Source organism: Acinetobacter wanghuae (genome assembly GCF_009557235.1).
GTDB lineage: Bacteria > Pseudomonadota > Gammaproteobacteria > Pseudomonadales > Moraxellaceae > Acinetobacter > Acinetobacter wanghuae.
In genome coordinates this window covers 362621-385502 of the sequence record NZ_CP045650.1, presented here as the reverse complement: position 1 = coordinate 385502, position 22882 = coordinate 362621, and the positions used below count along the sequence as shown (strand labels likewise).

The following is a 22882-nucleotide window of genomic DNA, read 5'->3' as shown; positions in this document are numbered from 1 at the left end:
TTTCTTCCTTGAAATAGTCGAAAGCTGAATCCCCCAACTCTCCTTAAAAAAGGAGAGCGTTATCCCCGCTTTGATAAAGACGGGTTTGGGGAGATTTTGAAAGCGGATTTTTATTCGTCAAAGAAACCAGCACGTGGTTGACGTAAACCACGAATGCCTAGACCGCATTCTGCATTGATCAGAACACCAGTCAGTGGACGGTTGTTTTGACGAGATGCCAAGAGTACATATGAACCTGCCATTTCCTCCGGTTCAGGTAAGAAATTCAGTGGCATACCACGGGCAATTTTCTCAGGATCACGTGCATCAAGTAGACCCACATTTTCTTGACCCAATGACGCAGCGCCTTTGATGTTCACGTTCATACCCGATGGTGCAACAGCGTTCACGCGTACTTTAGGCGCAAGTTCGTAAGCAAGTTCTTTCATGATGCCCACACCGGCATGCTTCGATGCTGTATAAACCGGACCGCCACCTGCCGAATAAAGTGCAGAGTTAGACAGCGTGAAAATGATCGAACCTTCAGATTTCACCAATTCATCAAGCGCAGCTTTCGCACCAAGAATTAAAGATTTGGTGTTAATACCCATGATCTCGTCAAAGGCTTTTTCAAGCTGTTCACCTGAGGTATTGACGATATCGGCATAGTGATCCCAAATCCCGGCATTACCCACAAAGCAATCAAGCTTACCAAAACGTTCAACGGTGGCTTGCACGGCACGAACATTGTCCGCATAGCTGGCTACATCACCTTCAATCGCAAGAACTTGACCACCGAAGTGTTCGTTCAAGGCTTCCACTTTTGCTTTTGAACGTTGAAGAACCGCAACTTGTGCACCTTCCTCAATAAAACGTTCAACCAAAGCCCAGCCTAAACCTGAACCACCACCCGTAATCAGTGCAACTTCGCCTTGTAGCCAACCCATGCTTATTCTCCTGCCATCTCTACGAACAATTGACCATCTTCAACAATCACAGGGAAAGTTTTGATTGGATCAGTTGCAGGTAGACATAATGCTTCACCTGTTTTTAAGCAAAAACGTGCTGAATGCAATGGACATTCAACGGTACCATCATCTTCAAGATAGCCTTCAGACATAGATGCATTACCGTGTGAACAACGGTCATTCATGGCAAAAAATTCACCGTTATTGTTAAACACGGCAAGTGCTTCAATACCATTCACACCGCAATCTACTTTTAACGCTTCGCCTTCGTCTAATTCGTCAACTTGGCAAACAAAAATCTTATTCATTAGAAGAACACACTCAAGTTGTGAGAATTGTAAGTCACTTGATCTAAAGTGATTTTACGGTTGAAGATTTGGAAGCCGAGACCACCTTCCACTTTACGAATTTTGTCGTGACGTTTACCGCAGTAAATGGTCACGTCTTTCTCTTTTTGGGTACGGTACAACAGATAAGTCACGTACACATCGTATTCGCCTTCGACTTCAGTCGGCTCAACAATCACGTTAGATACCATGTGCGTGGTACGTGATGGAGGCTCTTCAGCCCAAGCCATACCGGTTTCAAGACGTGCCACACGACGTTCTAACAAATCTTTGGTATCGTTAAACACCCAAGTTGTAGGCGGTTCTACTGAACGACGACGGTCACGCGTTTGCGCATTTGGCGTGGTACGTAGCGTGTAAGAAATATCTTCCGCCAACATATCGAGCCAATCACGGAATTTCCAATCATCAAGGGCTTTGCCTTCACGATATAAAAACTGACTAATTTGATGATGAAGTTCTAAACTGATCTGACTCATTTCATTAGCTCCTTTTCATATTCGTCAGCGGCTTTTTCCACATCTTCCCATTTTTCATGGATCAATAAATCTGCCCAACGGCGGTATAAGCCACGTGCTGCAGTTTCAGAGAAAATGTAATTGGTAATCCCTGGAATATCATCTTCGCGTTTTTTCTCGTTACCCAAGCCCATTTCCATAATGAGTTTGTTTTGACGCGCTTTATAACCACGAAGTACCTTTTGAATTTCAATCCAGTTCTCAGAGTCATCTTGCTCAAGGAAACCAGCAGGACCGAAGGCACGTGTTGCAGAACGTTCAAAGGCTTCTTTCACTTCTTGAGATGCTTCAGCATCCGCAATACAGAATGCCCATACTTCAGTTTTGTTTGGACCACGTGGGTGCCATACGCGAAGTGTTGCTGTACCGTTTAACCAAGACATGGTTGGGAACATATTGTTATGACCCGCAAGACGTAATGCGCGTGTTTCACCCAAACGTTCTTTCACTTCTTCATACGTTTCACGGAAGTAGTTTGCGACTTCACCATCCACCCAAACGTTTGCATCTGGTTTCTCAGTAAAGAAGAAACCTGAACCGTGACCACGTGAACCGTATTGGATCGCGTCTTTCGCTGTTTCCCATACAGGACGTGCTGTTTGTGCAGCACCTAATTTTTTAGATGATTCATCATCTGGTTTTGCACCCAAGACTTGGATGGCAGATGCATGAGAGAACAATGCGTGATATTGGTCAGAAGCAAACTGTTCAGCTGCAAATTTCCAGTTACACTCAATTTCCCATTTGTGTACACCACCGATGATTTCAGTACCACCCGGACGACGATCAACTACGCCATCTAAGTACCATGCGATATCACCCATGTATTCGATTAAATCCGGTGTAGATTCATCCCAGCAGCCGAAGATCAAGCCTTTATAAGACTCAACACGATTGACTTCAACCAGACCCCATTTTTCTTTGCATGCGCCATGTGGGAATGCACGTTCTTCAAGGGGAATGTCTTTCAATGAACCATCAATGCCGTAAGACCAGCCGTGGTATGGGCACGTAAATGCACGCGTATTACCACAGTCTGCAAAACTCACACGCATAGAGCGGTGACGACATTGATTTAAGAATGCTTTAATTGAGCCGTCTTTTTGGCGTGCCACGATAATTGGATCTTCACCCATGTAGGTATTGAAGAAATCGCCGGCTTTAGGAATTTGGCTTTCATGGCAAAGAAACAACCATGTACGACCGAAGACACGTTCAAGTTCTAATTCGTAAATGTCTGGATCAGTATAGATAGATGGCGTGATACGTCCATTTTGTGCATCAACTAAAGCGTCAATTTCGCGCACATCAATTTTTTCACTCATGAAAAGCTCTCCTGTGACCAAGCGGACACAAAGTAAATAGACTCAACTTTTCAACGATGATGGATTTGAAGGCAAATTTCGGGAAATATTTTTTTTGTTTTAATTAATAGATTTCATCAATTACTAACACGATTATTTTGACTATTAAAACATGGCTAAAATGATCTTTTTCATTTAGTTTATGAATACCAAAATAAGCTTCACCGCATACCATTTTATGCTCTATACTGCCAAAAAATCATAGTAATACATTTTTTGGATTACTCATTAGGCTGGTCATATGGAATTACGACATCTTCGCTACTTTATTACCGTCGCTGAAGAATTAAACTTCAGTAAAGCGGCGCTAAAGCTCTATACAGCGCAACCTTCTTTAAGCCAACAAATCAAAGACCTTGAGGAAGATGTAGGCGTCAGACTCCTGCATCGTACCAAACGCAAAGTAGAACTCACCGAAGAAGGTGCTGTATTCCTTGAACAAGCCCGTTTAACCCTCGCACAAGCTGATAAAGCCGTCGCGATGGCACGTCAGGTCTCACAAGCCAAACAACAGATGCTACGCATTGGTTTTGTACCTGTGGCGGAAATGAAAATTTTTCCCTATGTCATTCCAAATTTACGTGTGCAAAATCCTGAGCTTAAAATTGAATTACTCAGTTTAAACAACACTGAACAAATGAAATTACTGAAAAAAGGTGAGTTAGACCTCAGCTTTACTCGTCATAATTTCAACAGTGATGAAATTGAAAGTCAGTTTGTCATTCGTGAGCCATTGATCTTCTTGTTACCGAAAGATCACCCCTTAGCGAAATACGAAAGAATTCCAGTTAAGGCATTGAATGGTATTGATTTTATCATTCCTTCAAGTGAGCAATCACATACCTTACACCATGCCATTTTGGACTTCGCCAAAACCAATAATATTGAATTTAATATCGTGCAAAAAGCCGATAATATTCTCTTTAATATCAACTCAATTGGTATGGGTTTAGGCTGTACCATTTTGCCGGGCTATATTGCACCGCTGACCATGAATAACACGGTGATTCGTCCGCTCGACATCGAGCTGCCTTACCTTGATTTGTATGTGAGCTATCGTAAAGAGAGTACATCTATGGCAGTGAAGAAGTTTTTAGAGTTACTAACACGCGTGTTTTATCTTGATATTAATCGTGACTAAACATTTTGTAATAAATTTTTTATAAGAAAAACACTCAAATTGATCAAAAAATTTGAGTGTTTTTTCATTTTAACGATAAATCTGATTATTTTTTGAACAAACAGTTGTGTAATATTCGTAACCAAAATGGTATTTTTCACGATATTGAGGGTCGTAGAGCCCTACATGTAGTCCCCATATAGGGGTATTATTCATATAAATATATAGACCATTACAACTTAAGTCTAATAAAAATTAACCAATTTTGCGCGCTTATTTAGACATAAAACATCTTGCTATATGTTTGTTTAAACTTAATTTATTAAAGAAATGAGAACAACAATCATTCCTTTTGTTGGCGTTATGCTTTTCGCAAAAAAAGAAGGATGGCATGTGCCATCCTTCTTCAACGACTTCAGTCTTATTTTACGCCATGGACTGCAAGGTAGTTTTTAATCACTGTGTTGAATTCTTCTGATTTCTCCACTTGTGACCAGTGACCACATTGGCTAAAGATGTGCGCATCTGCATTTGGCACAACGTTTAAGATGTCCCATGAACGTGATACAGGAATCACCACATCTTGTGTACCGTGAATTAAAAGCACAGGTACGGTAATGTCTTTCATTTTTTCAAAGTCGAGTGGGAATTCGAAACGGTCACGGTCACGTGCGCCAACCACATCCATCAAACGGTTTGATGCATAGTCATTTGCCGCAGAAGCAAAACGTACTTTGACCAATTCATCCGTAATCAAGTCTTTGTTGACCACAAACATAGACAAGGTTTTCTTGATGCCTTCTTCAGTTAATACTGGGTTGGCATGCGCTTTTAGAGCTGCGGTTTGTTTCGCACCGCCCGTACCCATCGACACGATCCCCAAAATACGTTCTGGATAATCAAGCGCCATTTGGAAAGCAAGCCAACCACCGAGTGAGTTCCCCACTAACCATGTTTTTTCAATGCCTAATGCATCAAGGGTACGAACCGCATGATCGACCCACGCACGAATACCGTACGCAGTATTTGGTGCAACAACAGTTTGACCATAACCAATCGTATCAATCGCGATACAACGTGCTTGCTCACCAATTGAAGGTAGGTTTAACCACCAGTTTGCAGCTGCAGATACACCTGTACCTGAACCATGTAAAAATAGAATTGGGGTACCCTCACCAATTTCATGGTAATGGGTGAGTTCACCTTCTGCTGTTTCAATCCATTTGTCTTCTAAGCCAAAGAATGGATCTGTTTTATAGTCAGGGATTTGAACAGTGCTCATCATAAGTCCTCATACAATCTTTAGCTTGCGTGTCCATCTATCGCTAGAGTTCAACGTCAAGTAACGCAATAAAAATGATCGATTTACACACTTATATTAACGGTTCAAAGCACACTAACTGATACAAATTTGCGATTGCACACTACTTATTATCTATAAATTAAGTTAATGATTTTTATTAAATTTATTGTTTTTATCCAGCATTAATTTTCATCAAAATCATGACACCTAAAACAAAAGAGCGATGGCTCGGCATCGCTCTTTTTGTATAGCCAATTTTAGAATTTATAGGTATAGGTGGTCGCTACACGGTATTCTTGCAAATCAGATTTGTAGTCAAAGTTTGCATCGATATACATCGCTTGGAAACCTAAACCTTTCAGCTTGCCTTGAGGTACGGTGTAGTTCACGACTAAGTTAAGCTCATCTGAATCTTGGTTTTTATCACCTTTCACTTCAGCATCCCAACCTGTGAAGTAAACCGCAGTTGCATTTAAACCTTTTGCACCGAGCTCAGCAAAATCATAGTTATAGCTAATACCTACTGATTTTTCATCTTTTTGCGTGAAAGTTGCTACGCCCCAATTCGCTAAATATGCTGCTGGCACCCAACCGCCTAATGTTGGGAATGCACTATTACCCATCATTTGCTGGTAGTTCAAGCCCACAGTATGCGCGCCATAATTGACTTTGGCACTTGCAGAAATCGCTTGGTTATCAAGATGACCATATAAACGGCTACCCGAATCTGCTGTATCGAAGTAACGTAAATGGCTATCTAACTTGGCTTTTTCACCAAGTTTGGTTTTATAGGCAGTGCCCACATAATGTTGTTGGTAAATATCTTGTACATCTGCAAACCAATAGCCTGCTGAAAGTTCAGGGGTAAATTGATGATCAACACCCGCAATGATCATCCCGTCAGATTCAGCACCATCATCATAATGTGCAGGTGGCGTGAATAAAGTTAAGTCACGGAATTGATTGTCATAACGGTTGTTAATTTTATCGACATAAGCCAAAGTCAATTTGGTATCTTTTAAGTCTTTCGATTCTAACCATGCACCGCTAAAGGTTGTCACCAACTGACGGGTTGGATCGTAAGTGAGTACAGGCGAAATCGGGAGTAACTCACCCACACGAAGCTCAGTTTCAGATACTTTCGCTTTTAAAGTCGCACCAACTTTACCAAATTGATCTTTTGATTTTTTGCCATCGTGTGGCAAAACAAAATCTGGATTCTTGTCACGACCATTCAATTTAAAGGCATGTTGCACCAATAAGTCTGCACCGACTTGAATACCACCACCAATATCATGGTAGCCCGATTTTGCGTCTAAAGTGATACCTTGTGACCATGATCCCCAGTTATTTTGAGGTGCATCTTTAATCTGACGATCTAAATAGAAGTTCTTAAATTTAAGCTGAACCTGACTATCATCCACAAAATCTGCATACGTTGCAGTTGTCCCTGTTGCTGCAGTTGCAGCTAAAATTGCTATCCATAAATTCTGACGGATCATGTTCATCTTCCTTGATAATCAGATTGAGCTATCTCGCTATGATGCTGAATCTCACAGCGAATAGAAATCAGACTACAGTATTAAAAAAGGTCATCATTCCCACTATCTTTGGGGACTTAAGATAAGCCCTTCACATGGCTTTAAGAGTTTTATGTAATAACAAAAATTTGCAGACGTCTTAGGCAAGCGTCTACAAAGCATGAGATTCACACAGTATTTGTTATTTCATTGCAATTAAAAGCGGTGAAATGCGAATGACTTAGCTGTTTTATGTTTAACTCAAATACTCAAAAAAATAACTTGAATAATTAATTAATATATTAAACATATCACATCATACTTTCAACCTATCAAACATCACATTTAAAACTCATTTTTTTTGAATTAAGTATTTGTATTTTATATTTTTATAAAAAATTTAGTCTTTCAAACAAAAAAGACACCTAGATTAAGGTGCCTTTTTTGAGTTCACATAAGTTCACATGAAATTATGCATTCATTTCTTTCGCTTTAGACATGGTCAATGCCAAGTCTTCAATCATATCTTCTTGTCCGCCAACAGTACCACGACGACCAAGTTCCAATAAGATTTCACGCGCAGAAACACCATATTTCGCTTCAGCACGTTTAGCAAACAATAGGAATGACGAGTAAACACCAGCATAACCTAAAGTTGCCGCATCACGATCCGCACGAATTGGATTGTGCATCATTGGAATCACTAAATCTTCAGCAATATCTTGTACTTTAAATAGATCTACACCAGTTTCCATTTGCATACGGTTGGCAACAGCAACGAATAACTCAAGTGGTGTATTCCCTGCGCCTGCGCCTAAACCTGCGGATGCCAAGTCGACACGAATTGCACCTGCTTCGACAGCAGCAACCGTATTGGCAACACCCATACCTAAGTTATGGTGACCATGGAAACCGATTTCGATGTTTGAATCGAAGTGTTGACGTAAAGCACCCACGCGATCTTTCACATCTTGTGGCAACATGTAACCTGCTGAGTCCGTCACATAGATACAGTTAGCACCGTAAGAAACCATCTTTTTCGCTTCTTCAAGCAGACGTTCTGGTGAAGCCATATGTGCCATCATCAAGAAGCCCACAGTGTCCATACCGAGTTTATGTGCAGCAGTAATGTGCTGTTCAGAGCAGTCTGCTTCAGTTGAATGCGTCGCAACACGAATGGTTGATACACCAATTTCGTGTGCCATTTTTAAATGATCAACCGTACCAATGCCTGGGAGTAACAATGCAGTCACTTTGGCATTTTTCATACGTGGCACAACAGCAGACAAGTATTCTTCATCTGTTGCAGCAGCAAAACCGTAGTTCACTGAGTTACCGCCAAGACCATCACCATGTGTCACCTCAATTAAAGGCACACCTGCATCATCTAATGCAGTTGAAATGGCAATCATTTGCTCAACAGTCGTTTGATGGCGCTGCGGATGCATACCATCACGTAGTGTCATATCATTAATAATCACTTTAGACATGGTCTGCTCCTTAAGCTTCAGCAACTTGTGATGCGATTAAACGCTCTGCGAACATTTCTGCAGTACGTGCAGCGGCAGCCGTCATAATGTCGAGGTTACCGGCATATTTTGGTAGGTAGTCACCTAGACCTTCCACTTCAAGGAAGATTGATACACGGTTACCATCAAATACTGGACCGTTCACAAGCTTATAACCTGGTACGTATTTCTGAACTTGTTCAATCATCGCATGCACTGCTTTGGTGATAGCAGCTTGATCAGGCTCACCTTCAACAAGACAGTGAACAGTATCGCGCATGTACACTGGTGGCTCAGCTGGGTTAATGATGATGATGGCCTTACCTTGTTTCGCACCACCGACTTTTTCAATCGCACTCGCTGTGGTACGGGTAAATTCATCGATGTTTTTACGTGTACCAGGACCAATTGATTTCGTTGAAGCAGTCGCGATGATCTCACCATAGTTCACAGGTTGAACACTCGCAATTGCAGCAATCATTGGAATGGTTGCTTGACCACCACAGGTCACCATGTTGACGTTTTGCACTTCACCAGAATCTAGCAAGCTTGCTAAGTTTACTGGTGGTACACAGAATGGACCAATTGCAGCTGGTGTTAAGTCAATCATCAACACGCCAAGTTCGTTCAACTTACGGCTGTTTTCAGCATGTACATATGCAGACGTCGCATCGAATGCAATTTTGATGTCATCTTCAAGTACGTGAGGAAGAAGACCATCCACGCCTTCCGCGGTGGTTTTTAAACCCATTTTCGCAGCACGAGCAAGACCTTCAGATGTTGGGTCAATCCCCACCATCCATACTGGCTCTAGCCATTCGCTACGTTGTAATTTGTAAAGTAAATCTGTACCGATATTCCCTGGACCAATTAAGGCACATTTAATCTTTTTCATGATGTCTCTTCTCAATTATTCAGCAGCAAATACAGCAACTACAGAACCAAAGCCTTCGATTTCTACTTTGAATTCATCACCTGGATGTGCAACAACCATTGGACCTAACGCACCGGTCAATACGATGTCACCTGCAAGGAGTGGACGACCACGGCGAACCATTTCATCCGCCAACCACACCGCTGCATTGAGCGGGTTAGAAAGACATGCTCTACCAACACCTTGAGACACGACTTCATCACCACGCGTCATGACCATTTTGCAGTTTACAAGATCAAGATTTTCAAGTTTGACTGGCTTAGAACCCAAGACGAAACCTGCAGAAGATGCGTTATCAGCCACGGTATCAATCAATGAGATTTTCCAGTTTTCGATACGGCTATCGACCACTTCAATCGCAGGCAATGCATAGTCAGTTGCACTGATAATATCTGCGTAAGTGTGTTTTTCTTGGGTCAAATCTGCTTTAAGCACCAATGCAATTTCAGCTTCAACTTTCGGCTGAATCAAAAGACCTGCAGGGATTGCTTCACCATCGCCAAAAGCCATGTCTGCAAACAACATACCGAAGTCAGGCGAGTCCACACCCAATTGCTTTTGAACAGCAACAGAAGTTAAGCCAATTTTACGACCCACTAAACGACGACCTTCAGCAAGAGCACGTTTCGTATTGGCTTCTTGCACCGCATACGCGATATCTACATCGGCACTTTCACCACCAAGTTGTGGGCGAATGGGCGCAATCGCAGTTTGTGAGCGTTCAGCTTCTCGAAGTGCCAAAGCAACAGATTCAACAACAGCAGAATTCGACATCAATGTTTCCTTAAACTGCAAAAATAAGACGTATGCTGACGCTTTGAAGATGGCTGGAATCATGAAAATGATGCCCTGCGACAGTCCATGTGACTGCTTTTCTCAAAGCAAGCATATAAATAAACAGTCTAAGCATCGGAAAAATGGGAGGTTTATACCAATAGTTATTTTATTTTTATCAATAGCTATTATCTATTAATATTTTTGATTTATTTTAATTAAAAACAAAAGGTTAATAAAAAAATTCAGGCGGATTACACCTAATTCAAGCATAAAGCAGATAGATTAAAATCCATACGACTCAAATCTTAGACTAAAATCTTAGACCAAAGCCCTCAATGCCCAAGCGAATGAATACACCTTGAAGTAATTTCAGATGTATTCATAAAAGCTCAAACAAAATACTGAATTAAATGGCTTGTTTCCATTGAACTTTCGCCATAAGCAATTGATGTAATGCTTGCACATCATGTGCAATTGCTAAGGGTTCGAACTGTGCCAAGGTTTCAACTGTGTGTACACCATAGCTCACACCAATACGCGGCATGTCGATATTGCGCGCCATTTCTAGATCATAAGAGGTATCACCGACCATAATTGCTTCTGATGCCTTAACATGAGTTGCCGCCAAAATCTCAGCTAGCATCAACGGATCAGGTTTCGATTTGGTTTCACTTGCAGCTCGTGTAATCTCAAATATATCTTGGCTTTCTGTTTGCGCTAAAACACGGTCTAAACCTTTACGACTTTTACCCGTTGCCACGGCAAGTTTGACACCTTGCGCTTTTAATTCAGCCAACATCTCCGCAACGCCTGTAAACCACGCATTGTCAGTTGAATTCGCCACGTAGTGATCTGAATAACTTTGCAAAATACCCGCGTGTAACTCAGGTACGTTGGGGAATAAGCGCTTTGCGACTTCAGGCAAACCCAATCCAATAATGCTTTTGGCATCAGCATCGGTTAAAGGCTGATGAAATTGCTTAGCTGCGAACTGTAGACTTGCCACAATCTGACTGACTGAATCAAATAAAGTGCCATCCCAGTCGAAAATAACCAGTTTTACAGGTGAGTTCATCTCAGGTTTTCCTTTATTTGATTCGGTTTAAATCCACCCCAACCCTCCTTTAAAAAAGGAGGGAGAGTTCTATTACAAAATAACTTTTGTTGTGATATCACAACAACTATTAGCTACTCAATGGCGACAAGGATGTCGCCGTTGATCTGTGGCATAGGGACATGCCATCAGATCAACAAAAGGGTTTTGTTACTTTTGACCCGTCAAAAGTAAGACACCGCCTACACGATCAAATTTAGATTGAAAATTACAAAATGCGGCTGTGCTTTACTTTTACCTCTCCCCAGCCCTCTCCTATCAGGAGAGGGAGCTTCCATTATTTTTCAAATTCGGGATAGCAATAGCGATAATTAGATGAGCTTACTTGGACTAATCAACTCGATCATCTATCGCAACTTCCCCTCTCCTGAACGCGTTTAAAGCACTGCTTTAAACGACGTGCAAGAATAGAGACTTTCGCAGCTATGCTACCTAGGGAGAGAATTAATTAGAAATCACTCATCATCTTCTACAGACGTAATAACCTTATCCGCCTTTTGCGCACGAAGCTGCGCAACCAAGCTTTGCATATCTTCAGGCATCGGTGCTTCAATAGGTGCATAACCCGGAATTTCTAAACGCATCGCATGAAGGCACAGACGACGTGGCTTAGGCCCTTTATATGTCGTTTCATGACCGTATTTATCATCACCAATTAAAGGATGACCAATACTCAAACCATGGACACGAATTTGATGGGTACGGCCTGAAAGTGGTGATGCATGCACCAATGTGCCATGCATAAAGCGTTCTTGCACATTCCACTGTGTTTTCGATTCTTTACCATCTTTCGACACGCACACACGACGTTCGCCATTGGCTAATTCATAACGCAATAATGGAGCATTAATAAGTTGCTTGTCTAAACTTACCTGACCTTTAACCACAGCCACATAGGTCTTTTTAATCTTATGTTCGCGTAGTAAGTCTTGGAGTAATTTCAGCGTACTGCGTTTTTTAGAAATCATCACTAGACCTGACGTATCACGGTCAATACGATGAATCAGTTCTAAATACTTTTTGCCACTCGCTGCACGTAAGCCTTCAATTAAGCCATATGCCACACCGCTACCGCCATGCACTGCAATACCTGAAGGTTTATTGACGACCATCAAACCTTCATCTTCATAAACAATACGGCTCAGTAAGCTTTGTGCCACTTTGTCTGACACAGGCGCGTCCGTTTCTTCTTTTATTTCATAACGAATTGGAGCAACCCGAATTTGGTCGCCAATGGCAAGTTTGGTTTCCGCTTTAATACGTTTTTTATTAACACGAACTTGGCCTTCACGGATCAATCGGTAGATGCGGCTTTTTGGCACGCCTTTGAGACGGCTAAACAGAAAATTATCGATTCGCTGTCCATCTTGGTGCTCATCCACTTCAAACCAAGTGACGTTTTGCCATTGTTGCGTAGAATTCATACAGTTACTGAGACCTAAAAATTAACTAAATTTGATTAAAAACTGATCATTTAGGCTATGCTTTACACAAGAAACATAAGCTTAGCCCATAGGCAGATGATGCAAGGTTTGATATAGTCAGCGCACGGAAACCATCGTTTGTGAATAAAGATGGGATTGCTTCAGTTTTTGACTGAGCATGATCATTCAATAAAACATTCACATTTACGCAAAGGTCCCAAAAGAATTATGCCGACGCCGAAGGCTTATTATATCGGCAAAAAAGCAAACTGTTGCGTTTAATTGTACCTCAGGTACATAAATCAGTTTGTCTGAAAAATATGTCGCCAACTTTGTTGGTTTTTAAACGTAAACTGATACACATCAGACTAGTCGCACCCTGAAGACGCGTTCAGGCTACAGCGTTTGATGCATTGGATCTGCACAGTTTGTAAAGATACGACGATAATTCCGTATCAAGACGCTCTATCTATAAAGAAGAGAGGATCTTCGAGCAACGTGACAGTGAAAGTTACACACATCCAATGCACCGCTCGTCCGCCAGTGAAACGTTCAGGTGACTTTAATCGTTTAAGGATTGAAGCCGTATTGCCATCATCAATACGTGAATCAAAACACCGAAGCCCATCTATATAGAGTAGAGGCAGGTAATAAAAGACTCAGAGCACAATGAAGTTCATTGCCGATCTGGGCCATTGATCCGTACTGTATGATGTTCGCTACGTGAATAGCGATTTTTTGTTGTGTATCACTATAAGGTGTTACACCCATGAAACGTATGTTGATTAATGCAACACATGCTGAAGAAATTCGCGTTGCACTCGTCACTGGTCAGCGTCTTTACGATTTTGATTTAGAGAATCGTACCCGTGAACAAAAAAAATCGAACATCTATAAAGGTCACGTCACTCGCGTTGAACCTTCTTTAGAAGCTGTCTTTGTTGAATATGGTGCAGGTCGTCAAGGTTTCTTGTCGATGCGCGAAATTGCAAACAGCTACTACAAAGCAGACCCTCGCCAAACATCTAATATCCGTGAATTGATCACTGAAGGCACTGAGCTTTTGGTTCAAGTGGAAAAAGAAGAACGTGGTAACAAAGGCGCTGCCCTTTCAACGTTTATTTCACTTGCAGGTCGTTATTTGGTTCTTATGCCAAACAACCCAAAAGGTGGCGGTATTAGTCGTCAAATTTCAGGTTCAGTTCGTGAAGAATTGAAAGAAATGTTGGCGTCTTTAAATGTACCTCGCGCAATGAGCGTGATTGTACGTACTGCGGGTATCGGTCGTTCACAAGAAGAACTTCAACTTGACCTGCAACACTTGCTTGATCTTTGGGCGCAAATCCAAACGACTGCAAGTTCTGGTCCATCACCAATGTTGGTTCATCAAGAAGCAGGCGTGGTAACACGTGCGATTCGTGACTATCTACGTGATGATGTTGCAGAAATCTTAATTGATTCTGAGCAAGCCTATAACGAAGCATATAACTTTGTTAAAGCTGTGATGCCGCTTCAATTAGACAAACTCAAAACCTATACGTTGAATGAACCTTTGTTCGCGCATTTCGCGATTGAAAGCCAAATTCAAACTGCTTATGAACGTGAAGTGAAACTTCCTTCAGGCGGCTCAATTGTGATTGACCAAACTGAAGCTTTGGTTTCAATTGACATCAACTCAGCAAAATCAACCCGTGGTCATGACGTAGAAGAAACTGCGCTTAGCACCAACTTAGAAGCTGCTGAAGAAATTGCCCGCCAATTGCGTTTACGTGATATCGGTGGTTTAGTCGTGATCGACTTCATCGATATGACGAAAGATCGCAACCAACGTATGGTAGAAGCGAAACTTCGTGAAGCAACACAAAGCGATCGTGCCCGTATCCAATTCGGTCAATTATCACGCTTTGGCTTAATGGAAATGAGCCGTCAACGCTTACGTCCTTCTCTTGAAGAAGCAACAGGTTATGTCTGCCCACGCTGTCATGGCACAGGTATGGTACGTGACTTACGCTCATTGTCACTTTCGATTATGCGTAAAGTGGAAGAGATTGCACTTCGTGAACGTCATGGTGAAGTTCAAGTTCAAGTGCCTGTTGAAATTGCGGCATTCTTATTGAATGAAAAACGTCACAGCTTGGTTTACCTTGAGCAAACTTCAAGCACGCGTGTGACTGTACTTCCGCATCCACATTTAGAAACACCACATTACGAAATCTCGTATAACCCTGAAGGCTTTGCGCCAACTAGCTATGAACGTACTGAAGCAACACGTTCTAGCGAAAAAGAATTGGGTTATGAGTCTTCTGAGTGGCATTTAGAAGGTGAGCAAAATGTACAAATTGCTGCACCGGCTGCGCCTGCTCAGCAAAGCAATGCGAAACATAACAACAAACGTCGCAACAACAATCCAAATCAAAACCAAGCGCCACAACAGCAAGTCGTACAACAAGCACCTGCTCAAGCGCAAGTGGCTTCAAGCAGCCCATGTGCATGGTTAGAAAACTTGTTTGTACAAAAACAAGCGGCGACTGTAGACCAATCTCGCACTGCAAACAATGCAGCTGCTGCAATTGAGCAAATGGTGAATGGCGGTGCGGTGAGCCGTGGTCAGTTCGGTCAAGTAGCTGCACCTGTTGCACATACTGCTGTTCAACCTGTGGCAGCGCCTGTACAGCACCCTGTTGCTGCACCTGCAAACAATGCGTATCTTGCACCATCAACAGTTGCACATAAGCAAGAACGTGACTATGCAGAGAAATCTGTAGAGCGTGAAGAGAAATCACAGCGCAACAACAAAAAACCACGTAACAACAAGCACAAAGAACCACGTGAGCAACAAACGGTTCAAACTGAAACGGCTGCGCCACAGCATCAAGTTGTTGAAGAAGTGGTTCAGGTTTCTCGTCAAGAACAGCGTCAAGAAGCGCGTGAAAACAAACGTAACGGTCGCCGTCACAACAACGAGTCACAACAGCAACACCATGATGTTCAAAACAATGAACACCAAGCTGTGCCACGTCGTGATCGTCGTAATCAACAGCGTCCTGAACGCCCAACACGACATCGTGATCAAAGCGTGTTGAATGATCAAGCAGCGACTCAACCTGTACAGCAAAATGCTGCTCCAGTTGTTGCAGAAGCGCCTGCTGCAAACGAAAAACCAATTCGTGTTGAATTGGTGGATGTACCGCGTCAAGACGTGCTCAAAACTGCCATGATCATTGATATTGATCAAGCAAACAGTGAAATCGTTGCACTGAACACAGCACCTGCTGCCGTTGCTCCTGAAGTGAAAGCTGCTGCTCCAGCACCAGTGATTGCACCAGAAGTAAAACCTGAAGTTGCTGTGGCTACCCATGTAAAAACAGCTGCTCCTGTTGAACCAACAGCTGCAAAAGAAGACAAGGTGGTTCGTGCAAGTAACGATCCGCGTCAACGTCGTCGTGAACGTCGTGCTGCACAAGCATCACAGCCACAAGTTGTGCAAGTGCCACCATCACAAGTACCGACGTTAGCGCAGTACACAGTCGGTAGCTTGATTCGTCAGGTTTACGGTGAAGATTGTTCAGTACTCATTGAACAGTTTGGTTTACTCCCAACCTTCAACCGTGCATTGCTTAAATTTACTGAGCAATACAATGCAAGCTTGAAAGCAAATGCTGTACCTGCTGAAGAGAAAAAGCCGGTGACGCGTGATGTTCAAGTAACTGTTGCAAAAGTTGAAGCTGAACCTGCACCGGTTTTAGACTTAACACCGCCAAAACCAGTGTCAGACAAACGTGTTGCAAATGACCCGCGTGAGCGTCGTCGCCTAGCAAAATTAGCTGCTGAACAAGCACTTGAGCAAGCGAAACAAGCGCAAGCTGAAACTGCACCTACTGCACATGTAGAAGCGCCTGCTTCGGAAACTGCAGCAGAAGCGACAACATCTACGTCAACGGTTGCTGAATCAGCGCCTGCAAATGTAAGCGAAAATGTTGCACCTGTTGTTCAAGAAGCAGTCATTGAAGCAAACCTCGCTGCTGAAACACCAAAGAAAGCAGCCACAGAGCCTAAAAAGGCAACGGTTGCCGCAACTGATGAAGCTTCAGAAGTGACTGATAATTCAGTAGAAACTGAAGAATCAGATGCAGAGAAAGCAGAGAAATCCCCTGCTCGTCCACGTCGTCCACGTGGTCGTCCTCCGAAGAAAGCCAATACTGCAACCGAATCTTAATTCGCCAAATTGCAGTAATATAAAAAAACCTAGTCATTTCGGTGACTAGGTTTTTTTTGCTAAATTTGGTCAAAATAGGTTGATTGCACTAGCAAGAAACGATTAAAAGATAAATTGCCCATACTTTTAGACACCATGAGCATATTGGATACGAGAATATAAATAGGATTCCCATGAGCCAAAATACACAACATGATTTGATTGGTATTGCTGATGTTGCAGCCAAAATTCCTGCTTTTTTATCAAAAGTGCCGAATTTATTGAGTGGTTTAAAACAGGCTTATTTACGTACCCCCAATTCACCTGCAGGTTTAGGACTGGCTTTTGAAAAAGCTGCTGCACGTCATCCTGAGGGTGTAGCCTTACGTTTCGAAGATCAAAGCTACACCTACGCTGAACTGAATGCATGGGCCAATCAAATTGGGCATTTCTATTTATCACTTGGGGCAAAAAAAGGTGATGTGATTGCCGTCATGGTCGAAAACCGCCCTGAATTGGTTGCAAGTGTGTTGGGCTTAGCCAAAATTGGTGTGACCTCTGCATTAGTCAATACCTCACAGGTGGGTAAAGTCTTAGCCCACAGTATTAACTTGGTGAAACCAATTGCCGTCATCACAGGTGACGAATGCCATCATGCTGTCGATGAAATTCGTGATGATCTGAATGTTGCCGCTGACCGCCTGCATTGGTTTGCCGATCAAAATACGCAGCTTGACCCAGGTCAAGCACCAGAGGGTTTCATTAACCTTGCTGAAGCCTGTGATGCTTTTGCAAAATTCAATGTCGCAACCACGCAAACGGTACAAGGCAAAGATGGTCTGTTTTATATCTACACTTCAGGCACAACAGGCTTACCCAAAGCCGTCATCTTTACCAATAGCCGTTGGACGCTCGCCTATGGCACTTATGGGCATGTACTGAACCTGAATAAAGACGATGTCATGTATTGTACCCTACCGCTCTATCATGCCACAGGCATGGTCGTGTGTTGGTGTGGGGTGATTGCAGGTGCAGGTACACTCGCCATTCGTCGTAAGTTCTCTACATCTTCATTCTGGAAAGATGTGAAAAAATTTGATGCTTCCGCGATTGGTTATGTCGGTGAGCTATGTCGTTATTTGATGGATGCACCTGAATCTGAGCTTGAGAAAGGTCATCGCGTGACCAAAATGATTGGTAACGGCATGCGTCCGAATATCTGGGACAAATTCAAAGCACGTTTTGGTGTTCAGGAAGTGCTTGAACTGTATGCCTCAAGTGAAGGTAATGTCGGTTTTAGTAATGTATTCAACTTTGACAATACCGTTGGTTTTTCACCGACTCCTTATGCCATTATCGAATTTGATAAAGAAAGAAATGAAGTGGTGCGTGATGCCAAGGGTTGGTGTAAAAAAGTTAAAAAAGGTGAAACAGGTTTACTGATTGGTAAAATTACCCATCGCTCGCCTTTTGATGGCTATACCGACCCTGAAAAAAATAAATCGGTGATGATGAAAGATGTTTTTGCCAAAGGTGATGCATTCTTTAATACAGGGGATTTAGTTCGCGATATCGGTTTCCGTCATGCGCAATTTGTCGATCGTTTAGGCGACACTTTCCGTTGGAAAGGTGAAAATGTCTCAACAACTCAAGTTGAAAACATGCTCACGGAATACGATAAAATTGTAGAAGCGGTGGTGTATGGCGTTGAAATTCCAAATACCAATGGTCGTGCCGGTATGGCGGCCATTACTTTAAAGCCGGACACTCAGCTTGATGATACTGATTTGAAAAAAATGGTCGCTTGCTTCAAACAATGCCTACCCGCTTATGCTGTTCCGGTCTTTTTACGTGTACAACAGCAGGTTGAAACCACTGGAACCTTTAAATATCAGAAAAATAAGCTCAAAGAACAAGCCTTTGATCCAAGTCAAACGGATGAACGATTATTGGTGCTGCTCCCAGGTCAAGATGCCTATTGCGATGTCTCTGCTGAGGTTTTTGCCAACATTCATGCCTATGAATATCGTTTCTAAACACTAAAGTTGCCTATTTTTTGTGTACATAAACCCTATTTGTTGGATTTATAATCAAACATAGGCAACTTTGTTATTTTTCACTTGCGCTCGATTCATATCTTGCTACAATACGCTCCATCAAAACAAAGTGGTGTTAAGAAATATTTTATTTCCTTACACTGCACATTTAAGCCCTGCTTAGATGTTGGTTAAGGGCCGTTAGCTCAGTTGGTAGAGCAGTGGACTTTTAATCCATTGGTCCCGCGTTCGAGTCGCGGACGGCCCACCACTTATTTTGAAACCCTAAAGATGGGCCGTTAGCTCAGTTGGTAGAGCAGTGGACTTTTAATCCATTGGTCCCGCGTTCGAGTCGCGGACGGCCCACCATCTTTTAAAAAGCTTCTGACATGAAGCTTTTTTAGCTTTAGCATAAAGCGTTCTTTAGAATGGGCCGTTAGCTCAGTTGGTAGAGCAGTGGACTTTTAATCCATTGGTCCCGCGTTCGAGTCGCGGACGGCCCACCATTCTTTCTTAAGGCTTCTTTCTTCCGGCATGCGAAGAACACGAAACCTGCAAACATTCCGACCAAGACTAAACATCAACTTTGATGTCTTTTGCCATTCTCGAAATTTTGCGATAGCGATGCTGCGAAGTATTATTCTTGTCTTACTGGATTAAGTATTTGATCTGAAAAATTTTAGATGAAAATATTGCCTCGTATTCAAAACTACACGCTTCGCTTGTCTTGCAAAAATTTTAAAATGTTATTTTAAAATTTTCTCAGGGTTGTTAGCTCAGTTGGTAGAGCAGTAGACTCTTAATCTATTGGTCGTGGGTTCGAGCCCCACACAACCCACCATTTTCCTTTTTATATAGCTCTGGCTCTATATCCACACATCCCCTGCTCTTTTTTCAATTTTTAAAAATTACCCGTCTTTGTCGCTATCTTTCTTTAAAACATATGAAACCGTAGGTAGTTTTAAAAGTTTCTCTGCTGGATTTGAACGTCTGGTCTTTTCAACATTCATCACCAAATGCAAGTTATCTTGAATATCATAATAAATATCAACCCCTTCTTTACGATGAACGATGAGTTCCGTCCGCGCAGGATTGACTTCCCAATGATCTTTTCGATAAGTCGCTTTAGCATCCTGAATTTCATTTTTAAACGTGAAAACTTTACCATGCTGTATAATACTGCGATATACCGTACCATCTGCAAGTAGGGTTAAAACAAACTCAGCTGTCCCTGCTGAACAGGGTGCAAAACCATCATTACAGTTCACTTTGGCATAATAACGCCCGACAAAGTCGATCGCATAATCAGCAACAGGTGCAATCGCCATCTGTTCATCGACAGGGAAATTGGAATGCCCTGCCACTTCGGTTAATTTTTTGGAAGATGGCTCAACATTGGCATCCGAAATAGACACACCTTGATCATTCGTTGCGCTAGTGTCTTTCATAGGTTTTTCTACTTCATAATTACACGCCGTGATGCTTATAACACTGAGCCCGAACATGACCATATGAAGCGAATGTCTGATTCTGAAATATACGTTATTTAATTTCATTAATTTCAACCATTGAACACGCCGTTGAATGTTACTTTTATAAAGTTACAGTAAAATTTTTATGTAATTCAATATACTTAAGTCTATGGTAAAGATTCCGTGAATAATAATTAATCTTTACTTACATAAAGTAACGTTTTTTATTGAATGCACTCCTTTAAAAAATGAGGCTTATCTCCATTTAAGTTATATGAATCAAATGTCGATTCACTTATTTAAAGGAGACTTAGATGGCCAATGTTGGTCTGTATCGCTCAAAACGCTCGAACATGATTGCTGGTGTAATGGGTGGTATTGCTGAACGTTTTGGTTGGAATGCGAATTTACTCCGTATCATTTTTGTGGTGATCTCGATCATGAGTGCCGCATTTCCAGGAATTTTGGTGTATCTGGTTTTATGGTTAGTGATGCCTAAGCAACAACGCGTGCTTGAACATGCTGCACACACTTCAAATGCACATTACAACCCGATGCGTACTGTTAATAAAGACCCGTTATAAGGCTACGTACTCTACTTTTTTCCAGTTTATGCTGTGACTTTTCCCCTAAAGTTACAGCTTTTTTTTGCTTAATTTATACTTCCAATCATCTTAACGCGTATATGTAATGAGCGGTTCAATTTTCAGGAGTTCAATTTCGCCATAAAACGTCGCAAAGGCAACATCACTGGCATCTACACCTGTGGCAATACGCACTAAATTTTCAACGGGCGCTAAGCGTGTGGGATCGAATAAAACCCAACCGCCATCCAAATACACTTCAAAAATAGCATGAAAGTCAGGTAGGAATTTTTCAATATCCACGTAGCCCACCACCATACGTGCAGGAATACCAAGAGCACGACACAGCGCAATGCCTAAATGGGCAAAATCACGACACACGCCTGCGCGCTGTACCAACACATCAGTTGAGGTGGTCAACGGATTTGAGCTACCCGATACATAAAAAATATTATGATAAATCCATTCTTCAATCGCTTTAACACGCGCATAGCCCGCTGTCATCCAACCGAAAGAACGCTGCGCCATATCCATCAATGCGTCGGCATCACAATAGCGACTACTGAGTAAATACGGCAATACTTCATCAGGCAAGTCCGTAACATTGAGTTCATTAAAATGCTGCTGTAACTCACGACTCACTTGCGGATGCAATTGGACAATTGCGCTATAGTTCAGTTCAAATCGTTCGCAAGGTTCAACATGCATACGCGTATGTCGATTGTGGTGACATGCATCTTGAAATGCCCGAGAGGATAACGGCAAATTAAAGCTTAATGTTTCATTAATAATGGTTTGATCTGGATGATGTGCGGCGTGTACTAAGAAAATAAATTCGGTGGCTTGGACAATCTTGTAGTGTAATTGGCAATGAATTTTACACGTTGTCATGATAATCCTTGTTGTTATTCATCAATTAAAAATATCACCCAAGATTAAACGAATTTCGATGCAATACCGCATTCAAAATCATTTATCTTTTGTCTGATTTTGCTGAAGTCAGCACCTGATTGCAAAGTGCTTTATGTATCATCTTGGTTTTTATTTCGCTTATTATTTTCAGTAACGCATCCATCGTTTTCCTGATTTTTTAATGCTTTGAAGTGCTTAAAACTTCTGCTAATTTAAACCTTATAAAAATATCCAATAAAAAAAGAAGGCATATGTGTTTTTACGTCTCCATCAACCGATTATATTAAGCCGAAATAAACTTGCAGGATACTTAAGCCTTGCCCTAGTTGGCGGTCTCTGCGCAAAAACCATTGCTATTCTTTTACCAAGCTTCGATTTAGGGGGCGAGCATCAACGTCAATTGTTCGTTGAAATGACCGCAGATATCGTGGTTTATTCAGTATTTTATTTCATATTTATCTTTGTGCCTTTATATATATTCTTCAATATTATAAGAAAATTGAATCAATTTCATTTACTTAGTGTGATCATGACATGTTCGATGACAGGCTTTAGCTACATTTTATTGTTTGAATCACTTCAACATTCTGCAGAAAAATCATCGACATTAGATGTTGAAATTATTTGTTTTGGTTTTGGCGTCATCTTGAGTTTTATCTATTTGTGCGTGAGGAGTTTAGGCAAGCACGCCCCATCTAAACCAAGCATTTCGCGTTAAATCATCCCTGCTAAAATTAGCCCGATGTATTTTGTAGAGAAGCTTTGCCACTCCCCCACAAAATCCTTATAATTAAGCACAATTTTTCT

Annotated in this window: 18 protein-coding genes and 4 tRNA genes; 9 read left to right on the top strand and 13 right to left on the bottom strand. The window is 41.9% G+C overall.

Annotated elements, in window-relative coordinates:
* Positions 1-110 precede the first annotated feature (110 nt).
* Genes hcaB through hcaE form a run of 4 tightly spaced genes read right to left on the bottom strand, consistent with a single transcriptional unit; the run spans position 111 to position 3137 of the window.
* The gene (hcaB, locus tag GFH30_RS01740) at positions 111-926 is read right to left on the bottom strand and encodes a 3-phenylpropionate-dihydrodiol/cinnamic acid-dihydrodiol dehydrogenase (protein WP_153370568.1); all 816 of its coding nucleotides are present in this window, start codon (positions 924-926) and stop codon (positions 111-113) included.
* Between the two features lie 2 nt (positions 927-928).
* Entirely contained in the window at positions 929-1255 is a 327-nt protein-coding gene (gene hcaC, locus GFH30_RS01735; RefSeq protein ID WP_153370566.1) for a 3-phenylpropionate/cinnamic acid dioxygenase ferredoxin subunit, read from the bottom strand.
* Positions 1255-1773, bottom strand: a complete 519-nt coding sequence (gene hcaF / locus GFH30_RS01730; RefSeq protein ID WP_153370564.1) for a 3-phenylpropionate/cinnamic acid dioxygenase subunit beta — start codon at positions 1771-1773, stop codon at positions 1255-1257. The genes hcaC and hcaF overlap by 1 nt, the downstream gene beginning before the upstream one ends.
* Positions 1770-3137 (bottom strand): 3-phenylpropionate/cinnamic acid dioxygenase subunit alpha, encoded by a 1368-nt coding sequence (hcaE, locus tag GFH30_RS01725; RefSeq protein ID WP_153370562.1) that lies wholly within the window; start codon positions 3135-3137, stop codon positions 1770-1772. Before hcaE ends, hcaF begins: the two co-directional genes overlap by 4 nt.
* Positions 3138-3417: 280 nt before the next feature.
* On the opposite strand from hcaE, the gene hcaR reads away from it, so the two are divergent.
* Positions 3418-4317 (top strand): DNA-binding transcriptional regulator HcaR, encoded by a 900-nt coding sequence (hcaR, locus tag GFH30_RS01720; RefSeq protein ID WP_153370560.1) that lies wholly within the window; start codon positions 3418-3420, stop codon positions 4315-4317.
* Between the two features lie 400 nt (positions 4318-4717).
* Here hcaR and GFH30_RS01715 read toward each other — a convergent pair whose 3' ends face one another.
* The 7 genes from GFH30_RS01715 to GFH30_RS01685 all read right to left on the bottom strand — a co-directional run bounded on the left by GFH30_RS01715 (position 4718) and on the right by GFH30_RS01685 (position 12876).
* Positions 4718-5578, bottom strand: a complete 861-nt coding sequence (locus tag GFH30_RS01715) for an alpha/beta fold hydrolase (protein ID WP_153373329.1) — start codon at positions 5576-5578, stop codon at positions 4718-4720.
* 278 nt (positions 5579-5856) lie between these two features.
* Entirely contained in the window at positions 5857-7101 is a 1245-nt protein-coding gene (locus GFH30_RS01710) for an OprD family outer membrane porin (RefSeq protein ID WP_153370558.1), read from the bottom strand.
* A 488-nt stretch (positions 7102-7589) separates the two neighbouring features.
* The gene (gene dmpG / locus GFH30_RS01705; RefSeq protein WP_153370556.1) at positions 7590-8609 is read right to left on the bottom strand and encodes a 4-hydroxy-2-oxovalerate aldolase; all 1020 of its coding nucleotides are present in this window, start codon (positions 8607-8609) and stop codon (positions 7590-7592) included.
* Positions 8610-8619: 10 nt separating this feature from the next.
* Positions 8620-9522: an acetaldehyde dehydrogenase (acetylating) gene (locus GFH30_RS01700; protein WP_153370554.1), complete on the bottom strand. Its 903-nt coding sequence runs from the start codon at positions 9520-9522 to the stop codon at positions 8620-8622.
* Positions 9523-9537: 15 nt separating this feature from the next.
* Entirely contained in the window at positions 9538-10335 is a 798-nt protein-coding gene (locus GFH30_RS01695; protein ID WP_153370552.1) for a 2-keto-4-pentenoate hydratase, read from the bottom strand.
* Between the two features lie 409 nt (positions 10336-10744).
* Positions 10745-11413 carry an HAD-IA family hydrolase gene (locus GFH30_RS01690; RefSeq protein ID WP_153370550.1) on the bottom strand — a complete coding sequence of 223 codons (669 nt, stop codon included), beginning with the start codon at positions 11411-11413 and terminating at the stop codon, positions 10745-10747.
* A gap of 494 nt (positions 11414-11907) precedes the next feature.
* The gene (locus GFH30_RS01685; RefSeq protein ID WP_153370548.1) at positions 11908-12876 is read right to left on the bottom strand and encodes an RluA family pseudouridine synthase; all 969 of its coding nucleotides are present in this window, start codon (positions 12874-12876) and stop codon (positions 11908-11910) included.
* 769 nt (positions 12877-13645) lie between these two features.
* Between GFH30_RS01685 and GFH30_RS01680 the strand changes: the two genes are divergently transcribed.
* The 6 genes from GFH30_RS01680 (at position 13646) to GFH30_RS01655 (ending at position 19948) form a co-directional block, all read left to right on the top strand.
* A complete protein-coding gene (locus GFH30_RS01680) occupies positions 13646-17092 on the top strand; it encodes an Rne/Rng family ribonuclease (RefSeq protein WP_153370546.1) in 3447 nt (1148 codons plus the stop codon).
* A 173-nt stretch (positions 17093-17265) separates the two neighbouring features.
* Positions 17266-19107, top strand: a complete 1842-nt coding sequence (locus GFH30_RS01675) for a long-chain-acyl-CoA synthetase (RefSeq protein WP_153370544.1) — start codon at positions 17266-17268, stop codon at positions 19105-19107.
* 195 nt (positions 19108-19302) lie between these two features.
* Positions 19303-19378 (top strand) — tRNA-Lys (locus tag GFH30_RS01670).
* Between the two features lie 22 nt (positions 19379-19400).
* Positions 19401-19476, top strand: a tRNA-Lys gene (locus GFH30_RS01665).
* Positions 19477-19537: 61 nt separating this feature from the next.
* A tRNA-Lys gene (locus tag GFH30_RS01660) sits at positions 19538-19613 on the top strand.
* 259 nt (positions 19614-19872) lie between these two features.
* Positions 19873-19948, top strand: a tRNA-Lys gene (locus GFH30_RS01655).
* Positions 19949-20015: 67 nt separating this feature from the next.
* Here GFH30_RS01655 and GFH30_RS01650 read toward each other — a convergent pair.
* The gene (locus tag GFH30_RS01650; RefSeq protein WP_153370542.1) at positions 20016-20555 is read right to left on the bottom strand and encodes a hypothetical protein; all 540 of its coding nucleotides are present in this window, start codon (positions 20553-20555) and stop codon (positions 20016-20018) included.
* A gap of 338 nt (positions 20556-20893) precedes the next feature.
* Between GFH30_RS01650 and GFH30_RS01645 the strand changes: the two genes are divergently transcribed.
* On the top strand, positions 20894-21163 hold the full coding sequence (locus GFH30_RS01645; protein ID WP_153370540.1) for a PspC domain-containing protein: 270 nt from the start codon (positions 20894-20896) through the stop codon (positions 21161-21163).
* Between the two features lie 90 nt (positions 21164-21253).
* On the opposite strand, the gene GFH30_RS01640 is transcribed toward GFH30_RS01645, so the two are convergent.
* Positions 21254-22054, bottom strand: a complete 801-nt coding sequence (locus GFH30_RS01640; protein WP_153370538.1) for a transglutaminase-like domain-containing protein — start codon at positions 22052-22054, stop codon at positions 21254-21256.
* Positions 22055-22328: 274 nt separating this feature from the next.
* Between GFH30_RS01640 and GFH30_RS01635 the strand changes: the two genes are divergently transcribed.
* Positions 22329-22793: a hypothetical protein gene (locus tag GFH30_RS01635; protein ID WP_153370536.1), complete on the top strand. Its 465-nt coding sequence runs from the start codon at positions 22329-22331 to the stop codon at positions 22791-22793.
* Positions 22794-22882 lie beyond the last annotated feature (89 nt).

Coding starts and splice junctions, on each gene's coding strand:
- GFH30_RS01710 (WP_153370558.1), bottom strand. CDS start 7,101: ATGATCCGTCAGAATTTATGGATAGCAATTTTAGCTGCAACTGCAGCA.
- GFH30_RS01685 (WP_153370548.1), bottom strand. CDS start 12,876: ATGAATTCTACGCAACAATGGCAAAACGTCACTTGGTTTGAAGTGGAT.
- GFH30_RS01715 (WP_153373329.1), bottom strand. CDS start 5,578: ATGAGCACTGTTCAAATCCCTGACTATAAAACAGATCCATTCTTTGGC.
- GFH30_RS01650 (WP_153370542.1), bottom strand. CDS start 20,555: ATGAAAGACACTAGCGCAACGAATGATCAAGGTGTGTCTATTTCGGAT.
- GFH30_RS01640 (WP_153370538.1), bottom strand. CDS start 22,054: ATGACAACGTGTAAAATTCATTGCCAATTACACTACAAGATTGTCCAA.
- hcaC (WP_153370566.1), bottom strand. CDS start 1,255: ATGAATAAGATTTTTGTTTGCCAAGTTGACGAATTAGACGAAGGCGAA.
- GFH30_RS01645 (WP_153370540.1), top strand. CDS start 20,894: ATGGCCAATGTTGGTCTGTATCGCTCAAAACGCTCGAACATGATTGCT.
- hcaR (WP_153370560.1), top strand. CDS start 3,418: ATGGAATTACGACATCTTCGCTACTTTATTACCGTCGCTGAAGAATTA.
- dmpG (WP_153370556.1), bottom strand. CDS start 8,609: ATGTCTAAAGTGATTATTAATGATATGACACTACGTGATGGTATGCAT.
- hcaF (WP_153370564.1), bottom strand. CDS start 1,773: ATGAGTCAGATCAGTTTAGAACTTCATCATCAAATTAGTCAGTTTTTA.
- hcaB (WP_153370568.1), bottom strand. CDS start 926: ATGGGTTGGCTACAAGGCGAAGTTGCACTGATTACGGGTGGTGGTTCA.
- GFH30_RS01690 (WP_153370550.1), bottom strand. CDS start 11,413: ATGAACTCACCTGTAAAACTGGTTATTTTCGACTGGGATGGCACTTTA.
- hcaE (WP_153370562.1), bottom strand. CDS start 3,137: ATGAGTGAAAAAATTGATGTGCGCGAAATTGACGCTTTAGTTGATGCA.
- GFH30_RS01680 (WP_153370546.1), top strand. CDS start 13,646: ATGAAACGTATGTTGATTAATGCAACACATGCTGAAGAAATTCGCGTT.
- GFH30_RS01700 (WP_153370554.1), bottom strand. CDS start 9,522: ATGAAAAAGATTAAATGTGCCTTAATTGGTCCAGGGAATATCGGTACA.
- GFH30_RS01675 (WP_153370544.1), top strand. CDS start 17,266: ATGAGCCAAAATACACAACATGATTTGATTGGTATTGCTGATGTTGCA.
- GFH30_RS01695 (WP_153370552.1), bottom strand. CDS start 10,335: ATGTCGAATTCTGCTGTTGTTGAATCTGTTGCTTTGGCACTTCGAGAA.